The 12337-nt window shown below is 62.7% G+C and carries 13 protein-coding genes; 10 read left to right on the top strand and 3 right to left on the bottom strand.

Annotated elements, in window-relative coordinates; translation table 11 throughout:
* Position 1: 1 nt before the first annotated feature.
* The 7 genes from AC1RKJ_RS09380 (at position 2) to flbD (ending at position 6543) form a co-directional block, all read left to right on the top strand.
* Positions 2–709 (top strand): flagellar hook assembly protein FlgD, encoded by a 708-nt coding sequence (locus tag AC1RKJ_RS09380; protein ID WP_492790795.1) that lies wholly within the window; start codon positions 2–4, stop codon positions 707–709.
* Between the two features lie 203 nt (positions 710–912).
* Positions 913–1188 carry a CtrA inhibitor SciP gene (sciP, locus tag AC1RKJ_RS09385; protein ID WP_002714638.1) on the top strand — a complete coding sequence of 92 codons (276 nt, stop codon included), beginning with the start codon at positions 913–915 and terminating at the stop codon, positions 1186–1188.
* A 185-nt stretch (positions 1189–1373) separates the two neighbouring features.
* Positions 1374–2987 carry a flagellar basal-body MS-ring/collar protein FliF gene (fliF, locus tag AC1RKJ_RS09390; RefSeq protein ID WP_492790796.1) on the top strand — a complete coding sequence of 538 codons (1614 nt, stop codon included), beginning with the start codon at positions 1374–1376 and terminating at the stop codon, positions 2985–2987.
* 6 nt (positions 2988–2993) lie between these two features.
* The gene (fliG, locus tag AC1RKJ_RS09395) at positions 2994–4097 is read left to right on the top strand and encodes a flagellar motor switch protein FliG (RefSeq protein WP_492790797.1); all 1104 of its coding nucleotides are present in this window, start codon (positions 2994–2996) and stop codon (positions 4095–4097) included.
* Positions 4097–4756 (top strand): FliH/SctL family protein, encoded by a 660-nt coding sequence (locus AC1RKJ_RS09400; protein ID WP_492790798.1) that lies wholly within the window; start codon positions 4097–4099, stop codon positions 4754–4756. The genes fliG and AC1RKJ_RS09400 overlap by 1 nt, the downstream gene beginning before the upstream one ends.
* The gene (gene fliN, locus AC1RKJ_RS09405; protein WP_492790799.1) at positions 4753–5112 is read left to right on the top strand and encodes a flagellar motor switch protein FliN; all 360 of its coding nucleotides are present in this window, start codon (positions 4753–4755) and stop codon (positions 5110–5112) included. Before AC1RKJ_RS09400 ends, fliN begins: the two co-directional genes overlap by 4 nt.
* Before the next feature lie 54 nt (positions 5113–5166).
* Complete coding sequence (gene flbD, locus AC1RKJ_RS09410) at positions 5167–6543, top strand: sigma-54-dependent transcriptional regulator FlbD (RefSeq protein ID WP_492790800.1); 1377 nt, start codon at positions 5167–5169, stop codon at positions 6541–6543.
* Positions 6544–6595: 52 nt separating this feature from the next.
* On the opposite strand, the gene AC1RKJ_RS09415 is transcribed toward flbD, so the two are convergent.
* The 3 genes from AC1RKJ_RS09415 to AC1RKJ_RS09425 all read right to left on the bottom strand — a co-directional run bounded on the left by AC1RKJ_RS09415 (position 6596) and on the right by AC1RKJ_RS09425 (position 8533).
* Positions 6596–7834, bottom strand: coding sequence for an aminotransferase-like domain-containing protein (locus AC1RKJ_RS09415; protein WP_492790801.1), 1239 nt, complete (start codon positions 7832–7834; stop codon positions 6596–6598).
* A gap of 120 nt (positions 7835–7954) precedes the next feature.
* On the bottom strand, positions 7955–8119 hold the full coding sequence (locus AC1RKJ_RS09420) for a hypothetical protein (RefSeq protein WP_492790802.1): 165 nt from the start codon (positions 8117–8119) through the stop codon (positions 7955–7957).
* A 21-nt stretch (positions 8120–8140) separates the two neighbouring features.
* Positions 8141–8533 (bottom strand): DUF4345 domain-containing protein, encoded by a 393-nt coding sequence (locus tag AC1RKJ_RS09425; RefSeq protein WP_492790803.1) that lies wholly within the window; start codon positions 8531–8533, stop codon positions 8141–8143.
* Positions 8534–8747: 214 nt separating this feature from the next.
* Between AC1RKJ_RS09425 and AC1RKJ_RS09430 the strand changes: the two genes are divergently transcribed.
* The 3 genes from AC1RKJ_RS09430 (at position 8748) to AC1RKJ_RS09440 (ending at position 12240) form a co-directional block, all read left to right on the top strand.
* Complete coding sequence (locus AC1RKJ_RS09430) at positions 8748–9860, top strand: ATP-dependent DNA helicase (RefSeq protein WP_492790804.1); 1113 nt, start codon at positions 8748–8750, stop codon at positions 9858–9860.
* A 160-nt stretch (positions 9861–10020) separates the two neighbouring features.
* A complete protein-coding gene (locus tag AC1RKJ_RS09435; protein WP_492790805.1) occupies positions 10021–11700 on the top strand; it encodes a glycosyltransferase family 39 protein in 1680 nt (559 codons plus the stop codon).
* A 156-nt stretch (positions 11701–11856) separates the two neighbouring features.
* Entirely contained in the window at positions 11857–12240 is a 384-nt protein-coding gene (locus AC1RKJ_RS09440) for a BA14K family protein (protein WP_492790806.1), read from the top strand.
* The last annotated feature ends 97 nt before the right edge of the window (positions 12241–12337 follow it).

A 12337-nucleotide genomic window follows, 5' to 3' on the forward strand; every position in this document is an offset into this window, starting at 1 on the left:
CATGGCGGTTGATGCAGCGACCATTGGGACAATGCCGACATCGGCGCCCGCGGCGAGCTCTTCCAGCAGCAGCTCGAGTTCGAGCAGCTCCAGCAGCAGCACGACCGGCATCGCGGATAATTTTCAGTCCTTTCTGATGCTGCTGACCACGCAGTTGCAGAACCAGAACCCGCTCGACCCGCTGGATACCAATCAGTTCACCCAGCAGCTTGTGCAGTTCGCGCAGGTCGAGCAGCAACTGAAGTCCAACAGCCAGCTCGAGTCGCTGGTCAATATCGAAAAGACCGCGCAATCGACCCAGGCACTGGTATTCGTCGGGCAGACCGTTGCCGTTGACGGCAGCACCGCGCGCTTCGACGGCAATGCGACCTGGAATTTCAGCGCGCCGTCGAACTCGAGCGCCACCATCACCATCACGAATTCAGCGGGCCAGACCGCCTACTCCGGCAGCTTCGCCATCGGCTCCGGAAACTCCAGCTTCGTTTGGGACGGCAAGGGCAATGACGGCGCCTCGTGGCCGGTAGGTGATTACAAGATGACGGTCACCGCGAAGGACACCAACGGCAAGGATGTCGCGATCTCCACCGAAATCCAGGGCAAGGTCGACTCCGTCGATCTGACCGCGAGCCCGGCGCTGCTGTCGATCGGCGGAAAGAATTACACGCTCGATCAGATCAAGCGGGTCGTGGCTGCCGGCGCCGCCACGTAGATAATGTGACAGCCGCGCCAGCGCGGCATGCTTTCAAGCACAATTTTGTCGTCCGGCAAGCCGGTCCCTCTTGGGGGCCGGCTTGCCCCGTTTTGGGCAAATCCAAGGAGAATCGTATTGGAGGCTTGGGCTTAGGCAAATTTTAAGCCGACGGGGGTACCTTGTTCCCACGAGTTCAGTTGTTTCGAGTTTGTGAGTACACCATGACAGAACCCCACCGCCCGAGGGTAAAGTACGTCATCGGGCCAGATGGCAGTCCGCTGACGATCGCGGATCTCCCGGCGCCCGGTACCAAACGGTGGGTTATCCGCCGTAAGGCCGAGGTTGTGGCAGCCGTTCGCGGCGGCCTCTTGTCCCTCGAGGAAGCCTGCAGCCGTTATACCCTGACTGTCGACGAATTCCTGTCCTGGCAGTTCTCCATCGACCAGCACGGCCTGGCCGGATTGCGCACCACCCGCATCCAGCAGTACCGCCAATAAGCCTTTCGGCGCTCTCGCCGTCCATTTCATCGCAATTTTCTGAAAACCGGCTTCATAAAAGAAGCCGGTTTTCGGCATTTTCACTTTTTCTCCCCAGCCGTTAACCGGCGTTAACCATATGGAAACCATACCTAGGCAAATTCTGCCCAGTCGGTGCGCGGTACCGAATCTGTGGGGCTGGGTCGTTGCAGGGTCTGTTTTCCTTCCTGAAAGGTCTGGGTGCGGCACGAATGGCGGCTATGGCCGCCGTCACGCTCGCCCTCGTCGGATTCTTCGGCTTCGTCATCATGCGGGTCACCACCCCGCCGATGACGACGCTCTTTACCGACCTCAGCTACGAAGACTCCTCGGCGATCATCAAGGATCTGGACCGCCAGGGCATTGCCTACGACCTGAAGAACGAAGGCGCCGTCATCATGGTGCCGAAGGACAAGGTCACCCGGCTGCGCATGAAGCTCGCCGAAGGCGGCCTGCCCAAGGGCGGCGGCATCGGTTACGAGATTTTCGATAAATCCGACGCACTCGGCTCCACCAGCTTCGTCCAGAACATCAATCATCTGCGCGCGCTGGAAGGCGAACTGGCGCGCACCATCAAGGCCATCGACCGCATCCAGGCGGCGCGGGTCCATCTGGTGCTACCGGAACGGCCGCTGTTTTCGCGCGAAACGCCTGAGCCTTCAGCTTCCATCGTGCTGCGCGTCCGCGGCGCGCTGGAGCCGCAGCAGGTCCGCGCTATCCGCCATATCGTGGCCTCTGCCGTCAACGGCATGAAGGCGCAGCGAGTCTCCATCGTCGACGAAGCCGGGCAATTGCTGGCCAACGGCGCATCCGGCGACACCACCGGCGACGGCAGCGGCGACGAACGCCGTGCGTCGTTCGAGAAGCGCATGCGCGATCAGGTCGAAACCATCGTCTCGTCGGTGGTGGGCTCAGGTCGCGCCCGGGTCCAGCTTTCGGCGGACTTCGACTACAACAAGATCACCCAGACCTCGGACAAGTTCGATCCCGAAGGCCGCGTGCTGCGCTCCAGCCAGTCGCGCGAAGAGTCGGCCGCCACCGCGAACGCCAATGACGGTCAGGTCACCGTCAACAATGAACTGCCCGGCGGCCAGGGACAGGGCGGCGGCGCCGCCACCGCGAAAGACCAGAGCAAGAAGAGCGAGGAAATCAACAATTACGAGATTTCCCGCGTCACCAAGACCGAAGTGACCGAAGCCGGCCGCGTCAACCGCATCTCGGTCGCCGTGCTGGTCGATGGCAGCTACAGCAAGAACGAGAAGGGCGAAGTCGTCTACGCGGCACGCCCGAAGGAAGACCTCGAAATGATCGGCACGCTGGTGCGCTCCGCCATCGGCTTCGACGAGAAGCGCGGCGATCAGGTCCAGGTCGTCAACCTGAAATTCGCGGAATCGCCGTCGGTAATCCCGACCGAAGCCCCCAAGGGCTTTCTCGGCATGTTCCAGTTCACCAAGGACGACATCATGTACTTCGTCGAGCTGGGCGTGATGCTGATCCTCGGCGTCATCGTCGTGTTCATGGTGGTGCGCCCGCTGCTCAAGCGCGTGCTCGCCGCCGATGCGGCCGCTGCCCTTGCCGCCCCGCTCCCGGCCCTGCCGGAAGCTCCGCCGGCCCCGTCGCAGCAGCAGATCGCCAACGCCGCGACCGCACAGATGATCGATGTCGCCCAGGTCCAGGGTCAGGTCCACGCCCAGTCCGTCCACCGCGTCGGCGAACTGGCCGACCGCAACCCGACCGAAACCGCCTCCATTATTCGTCAGTGGCTTTCCGAACCGGCTTGATCAGATATGGCAACGACACCCGCGCTCACGACCAACGTTCAAAACGCCAACACCAGCGACATCGCAGGTGTTGTCGCGACGCTGGCGACCCGTCAGAACGGCCGTGCGAAAACCGCGCCGATGTCCGGACCGAAGCGCGCCGCCATCATGATGCTCGCGCTCGGCGAACAGTACGGCGGGAAAATCTGGTCCATGCTGGACGACGACGAAGTGCGCGAGCTCTCGATGGTGATGTCGTCGCTTGGCACAGTCGAAGCCGATGTCGTCGAAGACCTGATGCTCGAATTCGTCTCGCGCATGTCGGCCTCCGGCGCGCTGATGGGCAATTTCGACGCCACCGAACGGCTGCTGCAGCAGTATCTGCCGTCGGACCGGGTCCACGGCATCATGGATGAGATCCGCGGGCCGGCCGGCCGCAACATGTGGGAAAAGCTTTCCAACGTCCAGGAAGAGGTTCTCGCCAACTACCTCAAGAACGAGTATCCGCAGACCATCGCCGTCGTGCTGTCGAAGCTGAAGCCGGAACATGCCGCGCGCGTGCTGGCGATCCTGCCCGAGGAGATGGCGCTCGACGTCGTCAACCGCATGTTGCGGATGGAAGCGGTGCAGAAGGAAGTCATCGAGCGCGTCGAGCAGACGCTGCGCATCGAATTCATGTCGAACCTGTCGCAGACCCGCCGCCGCGACGCCCATGAGGTGATGGCGGAAATCTTCAACAATTTCGACCGCCAGACCGAAACCCGTTTCATTACCTCGCTCGAGGAAGACAATCGCGAAGCCGCCGAGCGCATCAAGGCGCTGATGTTCACCTTCGACGACCTCGTAAAGCTGGATTCCGGCTCGGCGCAGACGCTGATGCGCCATGTCGACAAGGACAAGCTCGGTATCGCGCTGAAGGGCGCCAACGAAAGCGTGCGCGACTTCTTCATGGGCAACATGTCGAGCCGCGCCGGCAAGATGCTGCTGGACGACATGGCCGCGGCGGGTCCCGTGCGGCTGCGCGATGTCGATGAGGCGCAGGCGCTGCTGGTCAATCTCGCCAAGGATCTCGCGGCCAAGGGCGAAATCATGCTGCAGAAAAACCGCGCCGACGACGAGTTGGTGTACTGATGGGCGCACCCGCAAAATTCCTGTTCGATCTCGACTTCGCCGCACCCGAGCCGGTGAAGGAAACCGCGCAGGAGCGCGCCGCATCCGCGGTCGAAGCAGCCCAGCGGCTCGCGGACGCCGAAGCGCGCGGCTATCGCGCGGGGTTTGAGGCGGCGCGGCACGAGGCCAAGGCGGAGAGCGACCGCCGCATGGCGCTGGCGCTGGAGGAAATCGGCATCGCAACCAAGGCCATTGCCGGCCGCTTCTCGACCATCGAAGAGCGGATGGAAACCGAGGCGGTGGACGTCGCACTCGCGGTGGCCCGCAAACTCTGCACCGAATTGATGGCGGCCGAACCGCTCACCGAGATCATGGCGCTGGTCAGCGACTGTTTCCGGCACCTGACCTCGACCCCACACATCGTGGTGCGGATCAACGATGCGCTTTACGACGCCGCACGCGAAAAGATCGAGCAACTCGCCAAGCGGAGCGGCTTCGAAGGACGGCTTGTCATTCTCGCCGAGCCCGACATCGCTTCCGCCGACTGCAAGATCGAATGGGCCGACGGCGGCGTGACGCTCGACCGCGCAGCGATCGAAACGAAAATCAACGAACTCGTGGGCCGCTATTTGGCGTCCCGCAATCAGGCCGGCATCTCCGGCCATGAGGATCGACCATGAGCGACACAGATAACAACAACGTCCCGCTTCCCGAACTGAATGCCGCGGATGCGCCGCCCGTCCTCGACGATCAGAGTTTTTACGACGACGACGATCACGCCGGACGCATCGCCGCCGACCTCGAAGCGGTGTTCGATGTTCCGGTTCAGGTGTCTGCCGTGCTCGGCCGCTCCAAGATGGATGTCGCCAACCTGTTGAAGCTCGGGCCGGGCACTGTGCTCGAGCTGGATCGTCGCGTCGGCGAGGCCATCGACATCTACGTCAACAACCGGCTGGTGGCGCGCGGCGAAGTCGTTCTCGTCGAGGACAAGCTTGGCGTCACCATGACCGAAATCATCAAGGCGGAACGCGCCTAACCAATCTGACAACCCGCGCCGGGAATGACGCGGGCACGATAACAGGAGAACACCATGCGGCTTCTCATCGTTGGCACACTCAAAGGCCAGCTCACCACCGCCACCAAGATCGCCATGGACAATGGCGCGACGGTGACCCACGCCGAGGATAGCGACCAGGCGATGCGCGTGGTGCGCGGCGGCAAGGGCGCCGACCTGATGCTGGTCGATGTCGCCCTCGACATCCGCGACCTGGTGATCCGGTTGGAGGCCGAACACATCCACGTTCCCATCGTCGCCTGCGGCATCACCACTGATGCACGGGCCGCGGTCGCGGCCATCCACGCCGGCGCGAAGGAATACATCCCGCTGCCGCCCGATCCCGAACTGATCGCCGCGGTGCTTGCGGCCGTCGCCAACGACTCGCGCGACCTGATTTACCGCGACGACGCGATGGCCAAGGTGGTCAAGCTCGCTCAGCAGATCGCGGGCTCCGATGCGTCGGTAATGATCACCGGCGAATCCGGCACCGGCAAGGAAGTGCTGGCGCGTTATGTCCACACCCGCTCGAGCCGCGCGCGCAAGCCGTTCATCTCGATCAACTGCGCCGCGATCCCGGAGCATCTCCTGGAGTCTGAACTGTTCGGCCACGAGAAGGGCTCGTTCACCGGCGCGATCGCACGCCGCATCGGCAAATTCGAGGAAGCCACCGGCGGCACGCTGTTGCTGGACGAAGTCTCCGAGATGGATGTGCGGCTGCAATCCAAGCTGCTGCGCGCGATTCAGGAGCGCGTCATCGACCGCGTCGGCGGCACCCGCCCGGTGCCGGTCGATATCCGCATCATCGCGACATCGAACCGCAACCTCGCCGACGCCGTGCGCGAAGGAAAATTCCGCGAAGATCTGCTGTTTCGTTTGAACGTCGTGAACCTGAAAATTCCGGCGCTGCGCGACCGCCCCGCCGACATTCTCGAACTGGCGCAGCATTTCGCCAAAAAATATGCGGACGCCAATGGCGTTGCATTGCGCCCGATCTCGGCGGACGCGCGCCGCGTGCTGACCACCAACCGCTGGCAGGGTAACGTCCGCGAGTTGGAAAACACCATGCACCGTGCGGTGCTGATGGCGAGCGGCGACGAGATCGGCGCGGACGCCATTCTCTCGCCCGATGGCGACCGGCTCGATATCACCAAGACGCCGCCCGCTGTGGCCCATGCAACCTTCGCCGCCGAGCAGGTGACGCGCGCGCTGGTCGGACGCACCGTAGCGGACGTCGAACGCGACCTGATCCTCGAGACACTGAAGCATTGCCTCGGCAACCGCACCCATGCGGCGAACATTCTCGGCATCTCGATCCGCACGCTGCGCAACAAGCTCAACGAGTATGCCGACGACGGCCAGCCGATCCCGCCGCCAGGTTCGGGCGAAATGCGGGGCGTGGCCGCGGCCTGATCTTCGCCTACTGGTCTTGATGAACGCCAGCGCGACGCGCTGGCGTTTTCTTTTAGATGGACGCCTTGCGCTCGACGTTCGCGCTGCGGCTGGGTACGCCGAACTCGCGGCGACACACCTCGGCCAGTGCGGCGACGCCGTCGCGAATGTCCTGCACCGACGGACTGGCGAAACACAGCCGCAACCGGCTTTGGCTGTGCGCGGCGTTAACGGACCACTCGGTGCCGGGATTGATCGCGATGCCGGCGGCCTGTGCAGCCTGATACAGCTTCATCGTATCGACGTTATCCGGCAGCTTGACCCACAGAAATATCCCGCCGCGCGGATCGTCGAACTCGGCCGCGGTGCCGAACTGTTCGGCCAGCGCCTCCATCATCGCCTCCAGCTTGAGGCGCAAACCGCGCGTCAGCTTCGGCACGTGATCGTCGAAATGCGCCGCGCAGAATTCCGCCAGCACCATCTGCTCCAGCGCGCCGGACCCCGCGTCGGTCTTGATGCTCAAAATGCGCGACAGCACGGCCCAAGGCGCGACGATGTAACCAACGCGCAGCGCGGGCGCGACGGATTTCGAGAACGAGCCGATATGAATGACATTGCTGGTCTGGCTCATGGCGTAGAGCGCGGGCGGGCGCTGACCGTTCCAGATCAGGTCCGCGTAGCAATCGTCCTCGAAGATCGGAACGCCGTACTCGTCCGACAGCTTCAGCAGCTCGGCGCGACGCTGCTCGCTCATGATGGTGCCGGTGGGATTTTGCACCGTCGGAATGATGTAGATATATTTCGGGCGGATGCCTTTGGCCTTGAGCTCAGCGAGCGCTGTCGCGACAGCGTCGGTCCGCATCCCGTCGTGATCGAGCGGAATGCCGACGATGTTGACGCCGCGCCGCGTCAGCCGTGTGATCGATCCCTGATAACATTCCTGCTCGATCAGCACCGTATCGCCGGGCGACGTGAGAATGCCGTTGACGAGATCGAGCCCCTGCAATGATCCGGACGTAATGAGAATTTCATCCGCGGTGCAGTCAATGCCGGCGTCGCGCTTGAGCTTGCCCACCAGAAACTCGCGCAGCGGACGATAGCCGAGCGGGCCGCTGTTCAGGCCGTAGGTCGCAAGCGTCGCGCCCTCGCGCGTCAGCACCGCGGCCGATGCTGCCAGCAGCCGATCGACCGGCACCTGATCGGCATCGTTGTTGCCGCCGACGAAGTTGTATTTGGGGAAACCGGTCCATTTCGCCGCGGCGGGCGGCAAACCTGCGGCCAGCAGCGGCGTATAATCGAATGATGCACTCATGACGGCGTCTCCCCGTTTTTATTGTTTCATGAGGGACACCCTCATCGCCGGGTTCTCCCCGGACGTCTTGGCTGCAATTTATAAAGACACCGTCCGCCCGCGCAACGGCTTCGCAGCGCATCAGGCGCGCGATGGCCTGTTGGAACGTTCATAGATCACCGGCGGCCTGGCGTCGGGGTCGTCCCCGGATGTGTACTGGCGGTAAAAATTGAACGCGAACAGTCCGAACACCACGAGGATGAACAGCAGGACGACGGAAATGACGAGACGCTTGAGAAGGGTCACGATGCGCGGTCCACTTCGATCTCAGTGCGGATGCAGCGCCGCGCGCCTCGCGACATGCCGTTGCAGCAGCCACAGCAGCGGCGCGTAGACCAGTTCCATGAACAGGCCGAACAGCGTGCCGATGCTCGGAATGCCATGAAGCGAAACGGAATAGAGATGGGCAAAACCACCCACCACAATCGCAAAGGTCAGAATCGCGAACCGCTCGCGATAGCGTTCCACATGAGGGACCGAGATCAAAAACACGACGCCGATGGCGGCGATCACGCCGGAGAGAAAACGGAAGTAGTTGTCGACCGTGATCGTGCCGGCCCCGTGCAGGAACTGCACGCCGAGCATCACGCCCGAAGCGCCGATCCCGAGCAGCACCAGCGCACTGACCGCCGTGGCGATCTGAAGAAAGAGCCGTTCCATATGCGAAAGACCTGCAAAACCTGAGGCGTTGGATAATGCCGCCCGAACCATATATGAGAAGCGGCGGCGATTGCGACGGATGTTTCGTCACGGCTGACCGCATTATTTGCCATCGTGACAACCGCGAGTCAGCTATGCACATCTGGCGCCCGGCGATGCTGCGCACGCTTTCTCGCCTCACTTTCTCTCGATTAAAGATCATTCGACCGCCTTCATGACCACCTTCACGCCGCATCAGGATCAGGCGCTCCGCGCCGTCGCCGACTGGCTCAAGGCCAAGCCGGGAAAAGGCAGCACGCCGCCGGTGTTCCGGCTGTTCGGCTATGCCGGCACCGGGAAGACCACGCTGGCGCGGCATATCGCCGACGGCGTCGACGGCGCGGTGAAGTTCGCGGCGTTCACCGGCAAGGCCGCGCTGGTGATGCGCAACAAGGGCTGCGACAACGCCTCGACGATTCATTCGCTGATCTACCGGACCCGCGAATCCGGAGAGGAGCAGCCGAGCTTCGAGTTGTGGGACGACGCGCCGGCGTCCAAGGCCAAGCTGATCGTCATCGACGAATGCTCGATGGTCGATGCTGAATTGGGCCGCGATCTGATGTCGTTCGATTGTCCGCTGCTTGTGCTGGGCGATCCGGCGCAGCTGCCGCCGATCCAGGGCGGCGGCTTCTTTACCGATGCCGAACCCGACGCGATGCTGACCGAGGTCCATCGTCAGGCGCAGGACGATCCCATCGTGCGGATGTCGATGGCGGTGCGCGAGGGCCGCTCGCTCGATCTCGGCACCTTCGGCGACAGCGAAGTGGTGCGGCGCGACGCGCTCGACCCCGATCGGGTGATGAGCGCCGATCAGGTTCTGGTCGGCCGCAACAACACACGCCGCGCCTACAACATGCGTGTGCGGCAAAAGCAGAACATCGAAGATCCGTTGCCGGTGGCCGGCGACAAGCTGGTGTGCCTGCGCAACAATCGCAAGAAGGTGCTGTTCAACGGCGGGCTGTGGCGGGTGAAATCGCGCGCGGCGTCGAAATCGAAAATCATCACGATGAGACTTTCGCCCGATGAGGACCTCAGCGGCGCAAAGGTCACCAAGGTTTCGGTGCGCGCGGACTGCTTCGGGGGAGGTATCGAGGATATCCCGTGGGAGCAGCGGCGCCCCTACGACGAATTCGACTATGGCTACGTGCTGACCGTGCACAAGTCGCAGGGCTCGCAATGGAATGACGTCGTGCTGTTCGACGAAAGCTTCGCCTTTCAGGACAGCCGCGCCCGTTGGCTCTACACCGGCATTACCCGCGCCGCGAAACGGTTAACGGTGGTCGTTTAATACCTTTTGCTGACGCCCGTTATCGCACCGCAAAATGCAATTTTCTTGAGCAAGTGCCTTTTTCACACCTATGGTCATTCCAAGCCGGCGGCAGACGCCGGCTTCGCCGTGGGGGCATGGCGCATGTATTCCGCAAAAGCGGGCTGAGGAACGCCGGGGGATGGCCGATTTCGTCACAGGGGGGCTGGATGTTTCCGGCCGCGACGTCGCTGGCGCCAGCGAACGGCTGAAGCGATCGGTCCGCTGGCTCAGCGAGCGGAGTGTCTTCGACCTCGCCTCATGGACCGCGCTGGCCACGCTTCTCATTCTCGCTGTCTGGACGTTTCAGAACTACGCGATTTCCAACGACGAGGGTTTGCAGCACCAGTATGGCGAGCTGATCGTCGCGTATTACAAGAGCGGCTTCACCGACCAGTCGCTGTTCAAGCTCGACAATCTTTATCTTTACGGCGGCCTGTTCGATATCGCAGCGCTGGGACTGGGCCAGATCCTGCCGGTCGACCAGTATGAGCTGCGTCATCTGCTGTGCGCGCTGATCGGAATCGGCGGCATCGGTGCTGCAGCGGCGACCGCGCGGCTGATCGCCGGGCCCCGCGCGGCTTTCTTCACTATCGTCGCGCTGGCGCTGTGCGGCTCGTGGTACGGCGGGATGTACAATCACACCAAGGGAATTCCGATGGCCTCCTTCATGGCCGGTGCGATGTATTTCCTGATCCGCGCCACGCGCGATCTGCCAACGCCCCGTATCCGCGACATCATCGGCTTCGGTGTGATGACCGGCGCCGCGCTGGGCATCAGGTCGCTCAGCCTGCTGCTGGTTGGGTATGCCGGCTTCGCCGTCCTGATCAATCTGCCACGTCCCGTGATCGGTCACTGGCAGGCGCGCGCGCAATTCGCGATGACATCGGCGCTGTGGTTACTGCCTGCCTTCGTGATCGCCTATGTCATCATGATCGCGGCATGGCCGTGGGCGGCGCTGTCGCCGCTCAATCCGGTCCGCGGGCTCCTGTCATTCAGCGAGTTTCACTATCACATCCGCACGATCCTGTTCGGCAAGGTCTACGAGATGGCGGACGTTCCGCGCTATTACGTGCCGACCTATATCGCGATCCGGCTGCCGCTGCTGACACTTGGCGGGGCTCTTCTGGCGCTGGCGCTGATCGTGCTGCCGGCACGCGCCGGCGGCCTTCGCGGCATGCGCCGCCGCGAACTGGGGCTGATTGCGTTCGCCGCGATTTTTCCGGTGGCGTGTCAAGTCATCACGGAAGGACCCGCGCTCGACGGCTGCCGCCATTTCCTGTTTGTGTTTCCGCCGATCGCGATTCTGGCCGGCGTCGGCATCAGCACCTCGATCGGCGCGCTAGCGCGGCTGCATCGCAGCACCATGATCGTCTGGCTCGCGGTCGTCGCCACGGGATACACATGGACGGCGGGCAAGCTGTATCACCTGCACCCCTACGAATATCTCTACTACAACCAGTTTGTCGGCGGACTGGAAGGCGCGTCGCGACGGTTCGTGACCGACTACTGGGTCAACATCATGCCCGAGGCCGTCGAGGAACTGCACGACTTCCTCGACCGCACCGAGCCTGCGACCGCGAAGACCAACGTCTATCGCGTCGCCGTTTGCGGCGAGCGCGTTTCCTATGAAGAGTACGCGCGGCCGAACCTGCAATGGCTGAGGATGTATGACTGGCGTCTCGCGGATTTCTACATCGCACCGACGCACATGAACTGCGACCGCACGCTCGCGGGCAAAGTCATCGCCAGGATCGAGCGCATGGGCGTCACTATCGGCGTCGTGAAGGATCGCCGCGCTGTTCGCGAGCGCGAAGAATAGCCTGCGGCATTATCGACCGCACAATATCGTCATATTTGATACGGATTATTAATCGGCATTTCATGTCAGCTATGGCATTGTCTTAGCGTTTCGCAGCGCGAATGCTAGTTCCATCCGCCTGCAGCCATTTTCCAGAAACTGAAAAAAGGAATACACATGCGAACAGCAAAACTTCTCGCCGCAGCGCTGCTTGCCGGTGCCACAACGTTCGCTCTCTCGGCGCCCGCATCTGCCGCGCCGCTGATGACCAACATGGTCCTGTCCGGCGTAGCCGCCTCGAGCAATGTCGAGAATGTGCAGTACTACCGCCGCGGCTATGGCCATCGCGGATATTACGGCCATCGTCATCGCGGTTACGGTGGGACCGCCGCGGGCGTCGGCATCGGCCTTGCGGCGGGTGCGATCATCGGCGGCGCGATCGCGGCATCGTCGGCGCAGGCCCAGCAGAACGCGGCCTACTGTTCGCAGCGCTACCGCTCCTACGATCCGCGCTCGGGCACGTACCTGAACAACGACGGCAACCGCTATCCCTGCCCGTAATTCTCCGCCTTTTGATTGCAAAGCCGCCGGCGTCGCCCGGCGGCTTTTTTCATGCCAGCTTCATGCCCTCGCAAAACAACGCGGCGTGATTGTTTTC

The sequence above is a fragment of the Afipia sp. GW822-FHT04G07 genome, from assembly GCF_058800765.1.